The 14,538-nt window shown below is 72.1% G+C and carries 12 protein-coding genes; 8 read left to right on the top strand and 4 right to left on the bottom strand.

Features of this window, described 5'->3' with window-relative positions; all coding sequences use genetic code 11:
- Positions 1-128: 128 nt before the first annotated feature.
- A complete protein-coding gene (locus BLW86_RS14835) occupies positions 129-1,967 on the top strand; it encodes a DUF2264 domain-containing protein (protein WP_093874500.1) in 1,839 nt (612 codons plus the stop codon).
- Entirely contained in the window at positions 1,964-3,487 is a 1,524-nt protein-coding gene (locus BLW86_RS41510) for a right-handed parallel beta-helix repeat-containing protein (RefSeq protein WP_093874499.1), read from the top strand. Before BLW86_RS14835 ends, BLW86_RS41510 begins: the two co-directional genes overlap by 4 nt.
- 3 nt (positions 3,488-3,490) lie before the next feature.
- Here BLW86_RS41510 and BLW86_RS14825 read toward each other — a convergent pair whose 3' ends face one another.
- Together BLW86_RS14825 and BLW86_RS14820 are read right to left on the bottom strand one after the other, a co-directional pair.
- Positions 3,491-4,264 (bottom strand): SDR family NAD(P)-dependent oxidoreductase, encoded by a 774-nt coding sequence (locus BLW86_RS14825; RefSeq protein WP_093874498.1) that lies wholly within the window; start codon positions 4,262-4,264, stop codon positions 3,491-3,493.
- A gap of 62 nt (positions 4,265-4,326) precedes the next feature.
- Positions 4,327-5,001, bottom strand: coding sequence for an MOSC domain-containing protein (locus tag BLW86_RS14820; protein WP_093874497.1), 675 nt, complete (start codon positions 4,999-5,001; stop codon positions 4,327-4,329).
- 80 nt (positions 5,002-5,081) lie between these two features.
- Between BLW86_RS14820 and BLW86_RS14815 the strand changes: the two genes are divergently transcribed.
- Positions 5,082-5,975, top strand: coding sequence for a LysR family transcriptional regulator (locus BLW86_RS14815; protein WP_093874496.1), 894 nt, complete (start codon positions 5,082-5,084; stop codon positions 5,973-5,975).
- 62 nt (positions 5,976-6,037) lie between these two features.
- On the opposite strand, the gene BLW86_RS14810 is transcribed toward BLW86_RS14815, so the two are convergent.
- Positions 6,038-6,376: a WhiB family transcriptional regulator gene (locus BLW86_RS14810; protein WP_093874495.1), complete on the bottom strand. Its 339-nt coding sequence runs from the start codon at positions 6,374-6,376 to the stop codon at positions 6,038-6,040.
- A gap of 433 nt (positions 6,377-6,809) precedes the next feature.
- Between BLW86_RS14810 and BLW86_RS14805 the strand changes: the two genes are divergently transcribed.
- The 4 genes from BLW86_RS14805 to BLW86_RS14790 all read left to right on the top strand — a co-directional run bounded on the left by BLW86_RS14805 (position 6,810) and on the right by BLW86_RS14790 (position 11,141).
- Positions 6,810-7,421 (top strand): response regulator transcription factor, encoded by a 612-nt coding sequence (locus BLW86_RS14805; RefSeq protein ID WP_003948568.1) that lies wholly within the window; start codon positions 6,810-6,812, stop codon positions 7,419-7,421.
- Between the two features lie 243 nt (positions 7,422-7,664).
- Complete coding sequence (locus tag BLW86_RS14800; protein WP_030211429.1) at positions 7,665-8,267, top strand: sigma-70 family RNA polymerase sigma factor; 603 nt, start codon at positions 7,665-7,667, stop codon at positions 8,265-8,267.
- Between the two features lie 140 nt (positions 8,268-8,407).
- On the top strand, positions 8,408-9,910 hold the full coding sequence (gene guaB / locus BLW86_RS14795) for an IMP dehydrogenase (protein ID WP_093874494.1): 1,503 nt from the start codon (positions 8,408-8,410) through the stop codon (positions 9,908-9,910).
- A gap of 106 nt (positions 9,911-10,016) precedes the next feature.
- The gene (locus BLW86_RS14790; protein ID WP_093874493.1) at positions 10,017-11,141 is read left to right on the top strand and encodes a GuaB3 family IMP dehydrogenase-related protein; all 1,125 of its coding nucleotides are present in this window, start codon (positions 10,017-10,019) and stop codon (positions 11,139-11,141) included.
- Positions 11,142-11,202: 61 nt separating this feature from the next.
- Here BLW86_RS14790 and BLW86_RS14785 read toward each other — a convergent pair whose 3' ends face one another.
- Entirely contained in the window at positions 11,203-12,444 is a 1,242-nt protein-coding gene (locus BLW86_RS14785; RefSeq protein WP_093874492.1) for a nucleotide sugar dehydrogenase, read from the bottom strand.
- Between the two features lie 312 nt (positions 12,445-12,756).
- On the opposite strand from BLW86_RS14785, the gene BLW86_RS14780 reads away from it, so the two are divergent.
- Positions 12,757-14,463, top strand: coding sequence for a glycerol-3-phosphate dehydrogenase/oxidase (locus BLW86_RS14780; RefSeq protein WP_093874491.1), 1,707 nt, complete (start codon positions 12,757-12,759; stop codon positions 14,461-14,463).
- The last annotated feature ends 75 nt before the right edge of the window (positions 14,464-14,538 follow it).

Here is a 14,538-nt window from a genome sequence, read left to right as displayed (position 1 = left end):
CCCTAACCCAGAAATGATCGAACGATGGAAGTTTCGATCATTCGCTCCGATCCCCTTGACGTTCGATCGGAGCCTGTTCAGGATTCCCGGCGACGCAGAGGTCATCGCAGGGAGCCCCAGGGAGCATCATGCCCACGCCGCCCGAGAACCGTGAGCTCAGCCCGTACACCGGCTGGACCCGTGCCCACTGGGAGGCCATGGCCGACCGACTCCTCCTGGACGTACGCCCGTTCAGCTCCCCCGGTCACGGCCTCGTCGACCTCCCCGGGCCCCGCCCCAGCTGGTCCGGCCCCCGCTCCGACGGCCTGGAGGGCTGGGCCCGCACCTTCCTCCTCGCCGCCCTCCGCGTCGCGGGCGCCCACGGCGAGGACCCGGGCGGCCACCTCGACCGGTACGCCGCGGGGCTCACCGCCGGCACCGAGAAGCCGGGCCGGGACGACCAGGACTCCTGGCCCCTGATGGCCGACACCCGCCAGGCGATCGTCGAATCCGCCTCGATCGCCCTCGGCCTCCGCCTCACCCGCCCCTGGCTCTGGGACCGCCTCGACGACCGCACCCGACAGCGGGCCGTCGACTGGCTCCTCCCCGCCCTCGGACCGTCCCCCGTCGACAACAACTGGTGGCTCTTCGGCCTCACCGTCGCCGGCTTCCTCCAGGACGCCAGCATCGAGACCGACCGCGCCGCCGCCACCGTCGACCGCTCCCTCGCCCGCATCGAGGACTGGTACCTCGGCGACGGCTGGTACAGCGACGGCGACAACCGCGCCTTCGACCACTACAACGCCTGGGCCCTGCACTTCTACCCGGTCCTCCACGCCCACCTCGCCGGCGACCGGAAGCTCCTCGACCACTACGGGCCCCGCCTCCGCGCCCACCTCGACGACCACGTCCACCTCTTCGACACCGCCGGCGCCCCCGTCCCGTACGGGCGGTCCCTGATCTACCGCTTCGCCGCGGCCGCCGCCCCCTGGCTCGGCACCCTCACCGGCCACACCCCGCTCACCCCCGGCGCCACCCGCCGCCTCGCCTCCGGCGCCCTGCGGTACTTCCTCGACCGCGGCGCCACCGACGAGCGCGGACTGCTCGGCCTCGGCTGGCACGGCCCGTACCCGCCGCTCGTCCAGGAGTACTCGGGACCCGGCTCCCCCTACTGGGCGTCCAAGGGCTTCCTCGGCCTCCTCCTGCCCACCGGTCACCCCGCCTGGACCGACCCCGAGGAACCCCTGCCCGCCGAACGCGCCGACGCGGTCCGCGCCTTCGCCCCCGCCGGGCTGCTCGTCCAGACCACCGTCGCCGACGGGCTCGTACGCCTCCACAACCACGGCAGCAACCACGTCCACAGCGCACCCGGCGGGGAGGACGACCCCGGCTACGCCCGGCACGCCTACTCCACCCGTACGGGACCCACCACCGGGCCCGCCCCCGCCGACAACCACTTCGCCCTGCTCGTCGACGGGAAGGCCACCACCCGAGGCCCCGCCGTCCCGGCCGGCACCGGCCCCGACCGGGCCGCCTCCCTCCACCACCCGCTGCCCGGCGTCCGGGTCCTCTCCGCGACCCTCGTCCACGGCCGCGCCGAGCTCCGCGCCCACCTCGTCCTCGACGCCCCGGAGGGGACTCCCGTACGGCAGACCGGCTGGGCCGTCACCCCCGACGGCCCGCACGCCCAGCTCCACTCCGTCCACGGCTACCGGCCCGAGGCCACGGAACTCCCCACCGGGGAGACCCTTCAGGGCCCCGGCAGCCGCACCCTCGCCCTGCACGGCGCCACCCACGGACCCGAGAGCCTCTTCGTGGCCCTCGCCTCCCTCACCGCCGAGCCCGACCCCGCCCCCGTGTCCCACCTCGCGAACGTCCGGGTCACCGGCCCCCACAACCTCACGGTGACCTGGCGGAACGGCACCACCGCGCACCTCGCCCTGGAAGTCCCCGAAGCCCTCGAAGCCCCCGATCCGGAGGATCCGTGACCCAGCGCCGTACGTACTCCGCGCTCGCCGCCCTCACCCTGTCCCTGCTCGTGGCCGCCCCCGCTCAGGCCGCACCCCCGCCCGGCGACCGCCACTACGTCGACTGCTCCGCGAGCGAAGCGGGCGACGGCACCGTCCAGCACCCCTGGACCACCCTCGCCGAGGCCAACGCCCACCCCTACGGGCCCGGCGACCGGCTCCTGTTCAAGCGCGGCGCCACCTGCACCGGCACCCTCGCTCCCCAGGGCTCCGGCTCCGCCGCCCGCCCCTTCACCATCGCCGACTACGGCGACGCGGCCGGCCGCGCTGTCGTCGACGGCAACGGCGCCCACGACGCCGTACTCCTCGCCAACAGCCGCCACCTGCGCCTCACCCGCCTGGAGATCACCAACGCGGCCGCCCCCGGCACCGAGCGCAACGGCGTCCGGCTCCGCCTCGCCGACTTCGGCGCCGCGCAGGGCATCACCCTCGACCACCTGTCGATCCACGACGTGCGCGGCGGCGACTTCAAGACCCTCACCGGCTCCAGCGCGATCCACGTCGCGGTCGAGGGGACGACCGTCCCCAGCTGGTACGACGGCCTGGAGATCCACCACAACGACATCCGGGACGTCGACCGCGAGGGCATCTACTTCAAGAGTCGCTTCTCCAGGCGCGATCTGGTCGGCAACCAGCAGGACCCGAACGCCTACCCCGGTGCCTGGACGCCCAGCCTGAACGTCCGGATCCACCACAACACCCTGACCTCGCTCGCCGGCGACGGCATCAAGATCGACACGACCGATGGGACCCGCGTCGACCACAACCGGCTCGACGGCTTCCAGCTCCGCTCCAAGGCCGCCAACGCCGGCATCTGGACCTTCAACACCGACGACACCGTCGTCGAGTACAACGAGGTCTCCGGCGGCGGCAACACCAAGGACGGCATGTCCTTCGACGCGGACGGGGCCTCCAAGGGCACCGTCTTCCAGTACAACCACAGCCACGACAACACCGGCGGCTTCCTGCTGATCTGCCCCTACAGCGGCGCCAAGACCCTCGGCACGGTGGTCCGTTACAACCTCAGCGTCGACGACGGCGCCCGGCTGATCCAGAACTGCTGGGGCCCCATCCTCGACACGCGGATATACAACAACACCTTCGTCAACAGGACCGTCCGTCCCGGCCACCTCGTCCAGGACGACGCAGGCAGCCCCGCCACCACCCAGCACGAGCTGGCGATCCGCAACAACATCTTCGTGAACGAGGGCGCGAGCGGCGGCTACGGCTTCAAGAACCCCACTCCGGGGCTCTCCTTCTCGCACAACCTCTTCCACGGCATCGCCATGACCCGTCCCAACCCCGGCGGCCTCGACGCCGATCCGCTGCTGCTCCCCGACCTCCGTCTCGCCACCGGCTCCCCCGCCCTGTCCGCCGGCACGCTCATCGCGGACAACGGCGGCAGGGACTGGTTCGGCAACGCCGTGTCGGCGACGGAGGCTCCCGGCATCGGGGCGTACGAGGGACCGGGGGTGCAGTAGGCGCTACTGCGGGCCGTACTTGCGGCCCGCCTTGGAGGAGACCCCGCCGAGCAGGCCGCGCGGCGCCAGCTTCACCACACCCATGAGGGCCTTGTAGCGGGGATCAGGGATCGACAGCGTCCTCCCCCGCTCCAGGTCGGTGAGCGCCGCCGCCACCAGCTTGTCCGCGTCGAGCCACATCCAGCCCGGGATGTTGTCCGTGCCCATCCCGGCCCGCTCGTGGAACTCGGTCCGTACGAAGCCGGGGCAGAGCGCCATCAGCCGGACCCCGCTGCCCGCGAGGTCCCGCGCCGCGCCCTGTGTGAACTGCACGACCCAGGCCTTCGAGGCGCCGTAGGTGCCGCGGGGCACGAAGGCCGCCACCGAGGCGACGTTCACCACGGCGCCCCGGCGTCGGTCCTTCATCGAGGCGGCTGCGGCCGAGGTCAGCCGCAGCACCGCCTCGCAGTGCACCGTCAGCATCTTCAGCTCGTCGGCCATGGAGACCTCGAGGAAGCGGCCCTTGTTGCCGAAGCCGGCGTTGTTCACCAGCATGTCCACCGGCTGCTTCCGGTCCGAGAGCCGGGCCTCGACGGCGGCGATCCCGTCCTCCTCGGAGAGGTCCGCCGCGAGCACCTCGGCCTCCACGCCGTGCCGGTCGTGCAGCTCGGTCGCCTGCTCCCGGAGCCGCTTCAGGTCCCTGGCCACGAGCACGACGTCATGGCCGTCCGCCGCCAGCCTCCGTGCGAAAGCGGCCCCGATGCCCGCGGTGGAGCCCGTAATCAGTGCAGTCGTCATACGGGCAACCTAATGCCTGTCCTCCGGACCGGGCCGGGCCCGCAGGACTCCTGCCCACGCGGCTAGGCCGTGGCGTACTTCTCCGTGTACTGGCGGGCGAGCGCGAGGAGCCCGGACTCCATCCACTCGGCGGCGGCCAACGTGGAGGGCAGCAGGGCGCGTTCGGTGGTCGCGGCGCGGTGCAGGAGCGCCACGGTGATGTCGTGGTCCGGCCGGTGCAGCACCGTGATCGGGTCGCCGGCCCGCACCTCGCCCGGCACGATCACCCGCAGCAGGGCGCCGGGACCGGCCTGCGACTGCGTGAACCGCTTCACCCAGCCCTTCTCCTCGACGAAGCCCGCGAACGTGCGGCACGGGATGCGGCCGCCGGTCACCTCCAGGACCACCTCCTCGCCGATCCGCCACCGCTCGCCGATCAGGGCCCCGTTCACGTCGAGGCCGCGGGTGGTGAGGTTCTCGCCGAAGGAGCCGTTGGCCAGTTCGCGGCCGAGCTCCCGCTCCCACAGGTCCATGTCCTCCCGGGCGAAGGCGTACGCCGCCCGGTCGTCGCCGCCGTGGAAGCGCAGGTCGCAGACCGCGTCCCCGGCGACCCCGCTCGCCCCGACGCCGGGCGCCCCGGGCGCCTCGATCCGCACGGGCCCCTCCACCGGACGCTTGTCGATGCCCGTCATCCCCGAGGCGGCGTCCGTGTACTCCACGGGCCTGGCGCGGCCCACATTCACACTCAGCAAGGTCATGCGGGCACTGTACGGGCGGTGATCTCAAAGTCGCCCGCGAAAACGGTCGGCTTCACCCAAGAGTCGCTTATGCTGGACGCATGATCGAGGCCCGCCACCTCCGCGTCCTGCGCGCCGTCGCCGCCACCGGCTCCTTCTCGGCCGCCGCGCGCGAACTCGGCTGCACCCAGCCCGCCGTCAGCCAGCAGATGAAGGCGCTCGAAGCCTCCGCCGGCACGCCGCTGCTGATCCGCACCGGACGCGAGATGCGCCTCACCCAGGCCGGCGAGGTCCTGGTCCGCCACGCCTCCGGCATCCTCGCCGGGCTCACCGCGGCCGAGGAGGAGGTCGCCGCCATCGCCGGGCTCCGGGCGGGCCGGGTCCGCCTGGTCTCCTTCCCGAGCGGCAGCTCCACCCTCGTGCCCACCGCGCTCGCCGCGCTGCGGGCCGCGCACCCCGGCACCCGGGTCTCCCTCGTCGAGGCCGAACCGCCGCGCTCGATCGAGATGCTCCGCGAGGGCGACTGCGACATCGCCCTCGCGTTCCGGTACGGGGCCGGGCAGGCCGAGTGGGACGACCTGGTGGTCCGCCCGCTCCTCGCCGACCGGCTCGTCGGTCTGGTGCCCGAGGGGCACCGGCTCGCCGGCGCCGGAGCGGTCGGCATCGCGGAGCTCGCGGACGAGTCCTGGATCGCGGGCTGCCCGCGCTGCCGCCGCCAGCTCGTGGACGTCTGCGAGGACGCGGGCTTCACCCCCCGCATCGACTTCGCCACCGACGACTATCCGGCCGTGGTGGGCCTGGTCGGCGCCGGTCTGGGCGTGGCCGTCCTGCCGGAGCTGGCCATCGAGTCCGTACGCCCCAAGGGTGCGCGGACCGTGGCCGTGGAGCCGGCTGTGGAGCGGGAGATCGTGGCCCTGACGCTGCCGGACCTCGCGCAGGTCCCGGCCGTCGCCGCCACGCTCGACGAGCTGATCCGCGCCGCCAAGCGCGCGTAGACGGGCAGTCACGGCACGCGGGCGCGTGCGTCAGTTCGTGTGTGGGTTGAGGAAACGTTCCTTCACATGCGCTCCACGGTGGACGTGGCAGACGCGGTCGCCGGCGCCGTCGTGATCAGGCGATTGCGCGCGCGTCCCATGAGTTCTTCGCGTTCGTCCTCGGTGAGGCCGCCCCATACGCCGTAGGGCTCCCGCACGGCGAGTGCGTGTGCCGCGCACTCCGCGCGCACCGGGCACCGCATGCAGACCTCTTTCGCCGAGTTCTCACGCGCACTCCGTGCCGCGCCGCGCTCTCCCTCGGGGTGGAAGAACAGGGAGCTGTCGACCCCGCGGCAGGCCGCGAGGAGTTGCCAGTCCCACAGATCGGCGTTGGGTCCGGGAAGGCGGGAGAAATCTGCCATTGCGCTTGTCCCCTTGAAACCGTGTCGAACGGATAGGTGGGCGGGTGGATGGCTGATGGCCGGGGCTCCTCGTCTTCCCCGGCAGGTCCGGGTGATACACCTACTGTCGAAGTAGATGTAAATATGACTCATTGCGAATCTAGTCACAGACACCGCGAAAAGGGAAGAAAACCCGCCAAATGGGGCAGACCTTGCGATGTTTGGGCGAACGGGCTGCGTCGCTCTCCTCCGCGCACGCCCCCTCACGTAGAGTGCCGAAGACGCCGTCCGACCCGTAACTCTTTCGAGTGACCGTCGTTGAGAGTGCGGAGGCGGTTGAAGGAACAAGCGCTCGGGCACATGTCCGAGAGCGTCAACCGCACAGGTGACGATACGTACAGCCCTGGAGGCTCAAGGTGACGCGCAACAGCTGCGAGAGCCGCGGAGGTCAGGCATGACATCCGTCCTCGTCTGCGACGACTCCCCGCTTGCCCGAGAGGCGCTCCGCCGCGCGGTCGCGACCGTGCCCGGCGTCGAGCGCGTGACCACCGCGGCCAACGGCGAGGAAGTCCTCCGCCGCTGGGGCGCGGACCGCTCGGACCTGATTCTGATGGACGTGCGCATGCCCGGCCTGGGCGGCGTGGAGACCGTCCGCCGGCTGCTCTCCGCGGACCCCGGCGCCCGCATCATCATGCTCACGGTCGCCGAGGACCTCGACGGCGTCGCGCTCGCCGTCGCCGCGGGTGCCCGTGGCTACCTGCACAAGGACGCCTCGCGCGCCGAGCTGCGGGCCACGGTCACGCAGGCGCTCGCCGACCCGACCTGGCGGCTCGCCCCCCGCCGCCTCCGCTCGGCCGAGATGGGCGCCGCGCCCACCCTCACCGCGCGCGAGATCCAGGTCCTCGAGGGCATGAGCCACGGCCGGTCCAACGCGGAGATCGGGCGCGAGCTCTTCCTCTCCGAGGACACGGTCAAGACGCACGCCCGGCGTCTCTTCAAGAAGCTCGGTGCCTCCGACCGGGCGCATGCCGTCGCGCTCGGATTCCGCTGGGGCCTGGTCCGCTGAATCGCAGGTCACCTGCCGTCTCCCCGTCCTCGCCCGCGTCCGTCGTGGGGTGGACGGGGTGGGCTTGTGTCACTTCCCCGCGGAATGCCGCATCCTTGAGATGTGGAGTTCCTCGGGGACGAGTCGATCGAGCGGGAGGGGAGGGCGCGGGAGATGAGTGCCGGCGCACCTGCTCATAACGCTTCGGTGCACAACTACGGACGCGGTGCCGCGAACCGAGAGGCGTCGGGGCACCATGGAGCGATGCGCGACGACGAGACCGTGGGTTCCCCCATGCCTGCCGGGCAGGGGGAGATCGGCGCGCTCGTGCACCGCGCGGTCGACGGCGACGCGCAGGCCACCCACGACCTGCTCGCGCGCGTCCACCCGCTCGCCCTGCGGTACTGCCGCACCCGCCTCAACCGGCTGCCGGGCGACGCCCGGCACTTCGTCGAGGACCTCGCCCAGGAGGTCTGCGTCGCCGTCCTGATGGCGCTGCCGCGCTACAAGGACACGGGCAGGCCCTTCGAGGCCTTCGTCTTCGCCATCGCCGGGCACAAGGTCGCCGACCTCCAGCGGGCCGCCATGCGGCACCCGGGGTCCACCGCCGTGCCCTCCGACGAGATGCCCGAGCGGCCCGACGACTCGCTCGGCCCCGAGGAGCGGGCCCTGCTCAGCGACGACGCCGAATGGGCCAAGAAGCTGCTCGCCAACCTCCCGGAGAACCAGCGCGAACTGCTCGTGCTGCGGGTCGCGGTCGGACTGACCGCCGAGGAGACCGGCCAGATGCTCGGCATGTCCCCGGGCGCCGTCCGGGTCGCGCAGCACCGTGCCCTCAGCCGGCTGCGCGCACTGGCCGAGCAGTAAGCCTTGCCGGGCGCCGTCATCCCTTTCGTACACGTGCGAACGTCCAAAGCTGCCCGCTGATCTTGCTCGTGGAATGAGACACCGCTCCAGGCCGTTAGCATGGACATCCCGCACCGATCAAGGCCATTTGGGAAGGTGTCATGACTGCCAACGTCGACGGAGTGCCCGAGAAATTCGCGACACTCGGGCTGACCTACGACGACGTGCTGCTGCTGCCCGGCGCGTCCGACATGGCGCCCGACCAGATCGACACCGCCTCGTACATCTCGAAGAACGTGCGGGTGAACATCCCGCTGCTCTCCGCCGCGATGGACAAGGTCACCGAGTCCCGCATGGCCATCGCCATGGCGCGACAGGGCGGTGTCGGTGTGTTGCACCGCAACCTCTCCATCGCCGACCAGGCCAACCAGGTCGACCTGGTGAAGCGGTCCGAGTCCGGCATGGTCACCGACCCGATCACGGTCCACCCGGACGCCACGCTCGCCGAGGCCGACGCGATCTGCGCCAAGTTCCGCATCAGCGGCGTCCCCGTGACCGACCCGGCCGGCAAGCTCCTCGGCATCGTCACCAACCGCGACATGGCCTTCGAGACGGACCGTGCCCGCCAGGTGCGCGAGGTCATGACCCCGATGCCGCTGGTCACCGGCAAGGTCGGCATCTCCGGCGTGGACGCCATGGAGCTGCTGCGCCGCCACAAGATCGAGAAGCTGCCGCTGGTCGACGAGGCGGGCATCCTCAAGGGCCTCATCACGGTCAAGGACTTCGTCAAGGCCGAGAAGTACCCGAACGCCGCCAAGGACAAGGAAGGCCGGCTGATCGTCGGCGCCGCCGTCGGTGTCGCCGGTGACGCGTACGAGCGCGCCCAGGCCCTGATCGAGGCGGGCGTCGACTTCATCGTCGTCGACACCGCGCACGGCCACTCCCGCCTGGTCGGCGACATGGTCGCCAAGATCAAGTCGAACTCCTCGGTCGACGTCATCGGCGGAAACGTCGCCACCCGCGACGGCGCCCAGGCGCTGATCGACGCCGGTGTCGACGGCATCAAGGTCGGCGTCGGTCCGGGCTCCATCTGCACCACCCGCGTGGTCGCCGGCATCGGCGTCCCGCAGGTCACCGCGATCTACGAGGCGTCCCTCGCCGCCAAGGCGGCCGGCGTCCCGGTCATCGGCGACGGCGGTCTGCAGTACTCCGGCGACATCGCGAAGGCCCTCGTCGCCGGCGCCGACACGGTGATGCTCGGCTCGCTGCTCGCGGGCTGCGAGGAGTCCCCGGGCGAGCTGCTCTTCATCAACGGCAAGCAGTTCAAGTCGTACCGCGGCATGGGCTCGCTCGGCGCCATGCAGTCCCGCGGCGAGCAGCGCTCCTTCTCCAAGGACCGCTACTTCCAGGAGGGCGTCGCCTCCGACGAGAAGCTCGTGCCCGAGGGCATCGAGGGCCAGGTGCCCTACCGCGGCCCGCTCTCGGCCGTCGTCCACCAGCTGGTGGGCGGTCTGCGCCAGTCGATGTTCTACGTCGGCGGCCGCACGGTGCCGGAGCTCCAGGCGAACGGCCGCTTCGTCCGGATCACCTCGGCGGGCCTCAAGGAGAGCCACCCGCACGACATCCAGATGACGGTCGAGGCGCCGAACTACAGCAGGAAGTAACACAGCGCGACGCGTGGGGGCGGTTCCGGCATGTGGCCGGAGCCGCCCCTCACGCTTGTGTCGGGGATACTGGTAGGCGCAGACGTAGAGGGAAAGGCCACACATCGTGACTGAGATCGAGATCGGGCGCGGCAAGCGCGGCCGCAGGGCGTACGCGTTCGACGACATCGCCGTCGTGCCGAGCCGGCGCACCCGGGACCCGAAGGAGGTCTCGATCGCCTGGCAGATCGACGCCTACCGCTTCGAGCTGCCGTTCCTGGCCGCCCCGATGGACTCGGTCGTCTCGCCGCAGACCGCCATCCGCATCGGCGAGATGGGCGGCCTGGGCGTGCTGAACCTCGAGGGTCTCTGGACCCGGTACGAGGACCCGCAGCCGCTCCTCGACGAGATCGCCGAGCTGGACGAGGCGACCGCGACCCGCCGCCTCCAGGAGATCTACGCCGCGCCGATCAAGGAAGAGCTGATCGGGCAGCGCATCAAGGAGGTGCGCGACTCCGGTGTGGTCACCGCCGCCGCGCTCTCTCCGCAGCGCACCGCGCAGTTCTCCAAGGCCGTCGTCGACGCCGGCGTGGACATCTTCGTCATCCGCGGCACGACGGTCTCCGCCGAGCACGTCTCGGGCGCGGCCGAGCCGCTGAACCTGAAGCAGTTCATCTACGAGCTGGACGTCCCGGTCATCGTCGGCGGCTGCGCCACGTACACCGCGGCCCTGCACCTGATGCGCACCGGCGCGGCCGGCGTGCTGGTCGGCTTCGGCGGCGGCGCCGCGCACACCACCCGTAACGTCCTCGGCATCCAGGTCCCGATGGCGACCGCGGTGGCCGACGTGGCCGCGGCCCGCCGCGACTACATGGACGAGTCCGGCGGCCGGTACGTGCACGTCATCGCCGACGGCGGCGTGGGCTGGTCCGGCGACCTGCCGAAGGCGATCGCCTGCGGCGCCGACGCCGTGATGATCGGCTCCCCGCTGGCCCGTGCCACGGACGCGCCCGGCAAGGGCCACCACTGGGGCATGGAGGCCGTCCACGAGGACGTGCCGCGCGGCAAGCTGGTCGACCTGGGCATCGTCGGCACCACCGAGGAGATCCTCGCGGGCCCGTCGCACACCCCGGACGGCTCGATGAACTTCTTCGGCGCCCTGCGCCGCGCGATGGCCACCACGGGCTACAGCGAGCTCAAGGAGTTCCAGCGCGTCGAGGTCACGGTCGCGGACGCCCAGCACAAGCGCTGAGCCCGTTCCGTACGTTCCTGAGGGCCCCGCACCGGTCTCGGTGCGGGGCCCTTCGGCGTCCTCAGAGCCGGTGGGCCGCTCCCGCGGGGGTGGCGCCGCGGGTGTCGAGGAGGAGCTGCGCCTTCACCGAGAGGCCCTGCAGGTCGTACGTGCGGTGGTGCTGGAGAAGGACCGTCAGGTCGGCGTGGGCGGCGGCCTCGTAGAGGGAGTCCGCGCGGGGGACGGGCAGGTCGCGGACGCGCCAGTCGGGGACGTGGGGGTCGTGGTAGCTGACGGCGGCGCCCAGGTCCATGAGGCGGCGGGCGATCTCGTCGGCGGGGGAGCCCTGCCGGTCGGGGAGGTCGGGCTTGTACGTGATGCCCAGGAGCAGGATCCGGGCGCCGCGCGCCGACTTGCCGTGCTCGTTGAGGAGGGTGGCGGCGCGCTGGACGACGTACTGGGGCATGCGCTCGTTGACCTGGCCGGCGAGTTCGACGAGGCGGAGCGGGCGGTGGGCGCCGACCGTGTCGACGGGGACGCCGTGGCCGCCGACGCCGGGGCCGGGGCGGAAGGCCTGGAAGCCGAAGGGCTTGGTCTCGGCGCAGCGGATGACGTCCCACAGGTCGACGCCGAGTTCGTGGCAGAGGACCGCCATCTCGTTGACGAGGGCGATGTTGACGTGCCGGAAGTTGGTCTCCAGGAGCTTGACCGTCTCCGCCTCGCGGGGGCCACGCGCGCGTACCACCTTGTCGGTGAGCCGGCCGTAGAAGGCGGCCGCGGACTCGGTGCAGGCCGGGGTGAGGCCGCCGATGACCTTGGGGGTGCCGGCGTAGCCGGGGGTGCGGCTGCCGGGGTCGAGGCGGCCGGGGGAGTACGCGAGGTGGAAGTCGCGTCCGGCGCGCAGGCCGGAGCCCGCCTCCAGGGTCTCGCGGAGGAGGCCCTCGGTGGTGCCCGGGGGGACCGGGGACTCGAGGAGGACGGTGGTGTGCGGGCGCAGCCGGGCGGCGAGCGCGCGGGCGGCGCCGGTGACGGCGGTGAGGTCGAGCGTCCGGTCGGGGCCGAGGGAGGTCGGGGCGCAGAGGACGGCGGTGCGGACCCGGCCGAGCTCGGCGGGGTCGGTGGTCGGCCGGAAGCTCCCCGAGAGCATCCGGCGGATCTCGGGGGCGGTGAGGGAACCGTCGACCGGGGAGCGGCCGGCGGCGAGTTCGGCGGCGGGGCGGGGGTCGGTGTCGTAGCCGATGGTGTCGATGCCTGCGGCGGTGGCGGCCTGGGCCAGGGGGAGTCCGTGGTGGCCGAGGCCGATGACGGCGAGATCAGCGGGCATGGGGGTGGGCCGTCCTTCCCAGTAGCCGGAGGGGACGCGACGCGCAAGCCCGGTGGACAGAACGGGTCGAGCGCAATGTCAGACTAGGCGTAAATATGACCGATATCCGGCATTGCGGAGCCGAAGATCGCCGAGTGTTATCCACAGGTCGGCGGCGAGGCGGTGGCTGAAGTCGCGGGAGCGGGCCAGAATCGAGCTGTGAGCCGGACCACACGGGCCCGGTTCACGGCTTGTGCGCGTCCCGCCCGCGAAGAGGGGCGGCGGCGCACGGAGCCCGTGCGGGACGGACGGGGGACGACGGGAGGCAACAGCGTGAGGACAGCGACACTGGGACCCGCCGAGCGCGCCGAGGCGCTCGCGGCCATGGCCGAGCGAGAGCTGGACGTGCTGGTCGTCGGCGCCGGAGTGGTCGGCGCCGGCACCGCCCTCGACGCCGTCACCAGAGGGCTCTCCACCGGCATCGTGGAGGCCCGCGACTGGGCCTCCGGCACCTCCAGCAGGTCCAGCAAGCTCATCCACGGCGGCCTGCGCTATCTGGAGATGCTGGATTTCGCCCTGGTGCGGGAGGCGCTCAAGGAGCGCGGACTGCTCCTGGAGCGGCTCGCACCCCACCTGGTGAAGCCGGTCCCCTTCCTCTACCCGCTCCAGCACAAGGGCTGGGAGCGGTTCTACGCCGGCTCGGGAGTCGCGCTGTACGACGCGATGTCGCTCTCCTCCGGCCACGGCCGCGGACTCCCCGTCCACCGGCACCTCTCCCGCCGCGGCGCCCTGCGCGTCGCGCCCTGCCTGAAGAAGGACGCCCTGGTCGGCGCCCTGCAGTACTACGACGCCCAGATGGACGACGCCCGCTTCGTCACCACCCTCGTGCGCACCGCCGCCTCCTACGGCGCCAGGGCCGCCAGCAGGGCCCGCGTCACCGGCTTCCTCCGCGAGGGCGAGCGGGTCGTCGGCGCGCGCGTCCAGGACGTGGAGGCCGGGATCGCGTACGAGATCCGGGCCAAGCAGATCGTCAACGCCACCGGCGTGTGGACGGACGACACCCAGGCCCTCATCGGGGAACGCGGCCAGTTCCACGTCCGCGCCTCCAAGGGCATCCACCTCGTCGTGCCCAAGGACCGCATCCACTCGACCACCGGACTGATCCTGCGCACCGAGAAGTCCGTGCTCTTCGTCATCCCCTGGGGGCGCCACTGGATCGTCGGCACCACCGACACCGACTGGGACCTCGACAAGGCGCACCCCGCCGCCTCCAGCGCCGACATCGACTACCTCCTGGAGCATGTGAACACCGTGCTCGCCACCCCGCTCACCCGGGACGACGTCCAAGGCGTCTACGCCGGCCTGCGCCCCCTGCTCGCCGGCGAGTCCGACGCCACCAGCAAGCTCTCCCGCGAGCACACCGTCGCCCACCCGGCCCCCGGCCTCGTGGTCGTCGCCGGTGGCAAGTACACGACGTACCGCGTGATGGCGAAGGACGCCGTCGACGAGGCGGTGCACGGCCTCGACCAGCGGGTCGCCCCCTGCGTCACCGAGGACACCCCGCTCCTCGGTGCCGAGGGCTACCGCGCCCTGTGGAACGCGCGGGCGAGAATCGCCGCCAGGACCGGGCTGCACGTCGTCAGGATCGAGCATCTCCTCAACCGCTACGGCTCCCTGACGGAGGAGGTCCTCGACCTCGTCCAGGCCGACCCGAGCCTCGGCGAACCGCTCGCGGCGGCCGAGGACTACCTGCGCGCCGAGATCGTCTACGCCGCCTCGCACGAGGGCGCGCGCCACCTCGACGACGTCCTCACCCGGCGGACCAGGATCTCCATCGAGACCTTCGACCGGGGCGCGCTCAGCGCCCGCGAGTGCGCGGAACTGATGGCTCCGGTCCTCGGCTGGGACGAGCGCCAGGTCGAGAAGGAGGTCGAGCACTACGAGAAGCGGGTGGAGGCGGAGCGGGAGTCGCAGCGGCAGCCCGACGACCTGACCGCGGACGCCGCACGGCTCGGGGCGCCGGACATCGTGCCCATCTGACAGGGTGTCCGGGGGGTCCGCGTCCGGTGGGAACCTCGGGGGCGCGCGGAGGCGTCGTATCCCGGAGTGCGGACC

The organism is Streptomyces sp. TLI_105 (assembly GCF_900105415.1).
Lineage (GTDB): Bacteria > Actinomycetota > Actinomycetes > Streptomycetales > Streptomycetaceae > Streptomyces.
This window is presented reverse-complemented; position numbering and strand designations above follow the sequence as displayed.

Coding starts and splice junctions, on each gene's coding strand:
- BLW86_RS14835 (WP_093874500.1), top strand. CDS start 129: ATGCCCACGCCGCCCGAGAACCGTGAGCTCAGCCCGTACACCGGCTGG.
- BLW86_RS14825 (WP_093874498.1), bottom strand. CDS start 4,264: ATGACGACTGCACTGATTACGGGCTCCACCGCGGGCATCGGGGCCGCT.
- BLW86_RS14820 (WP_093874497.1), bottom strand. CDS start 5,001: ATGACCTTGCTGAGTGTGAATGTGGGCCGCGCCAGGCCCGTGGAGTAC.
- BLW86_RS14815 (WP_093874496.1), top strand. CDS start 5,082: ATGATCGAGGCCCGCCACCTCCGCGTCCTGCGCGCCGTCGCCGCCACC.
- BLW86_RS14810 (WP_093874495.1), bottom strand. CDS start 6,376: ATGGCAGATTTCTCCCGCCTTCCCGGACCCAACGCCGATCTGTGGGAC.
- BLW86_RS14805 (WP_003948568.1), top strand. CDS start 6,810: ATGACATCCGTCCTCGTCTGCGACGACTCCCCGCTTGCCCGAGAGGCG.
- BLW86_RS14800 (WP_030211429.1), top strand. CDS start 7,665: ATGCGCGACGACGAGACCGTGGGTTCCCCCATGCCTGCCGGGCAGGGG.
- guaB (WP_093874494.1), top strand. CDS start 8,408: ATGACTGCCAACGTCGACGGAGTGCCCGAGAAATTCGCGACACTCGGG.
- BLW86_RS14785 (WP_093874492.1), bottom strand. CDS start 12,444: ATGCCCGCTGATCTCGCCGTCATCGGCCTCGGCCACCACGGACTCCCC.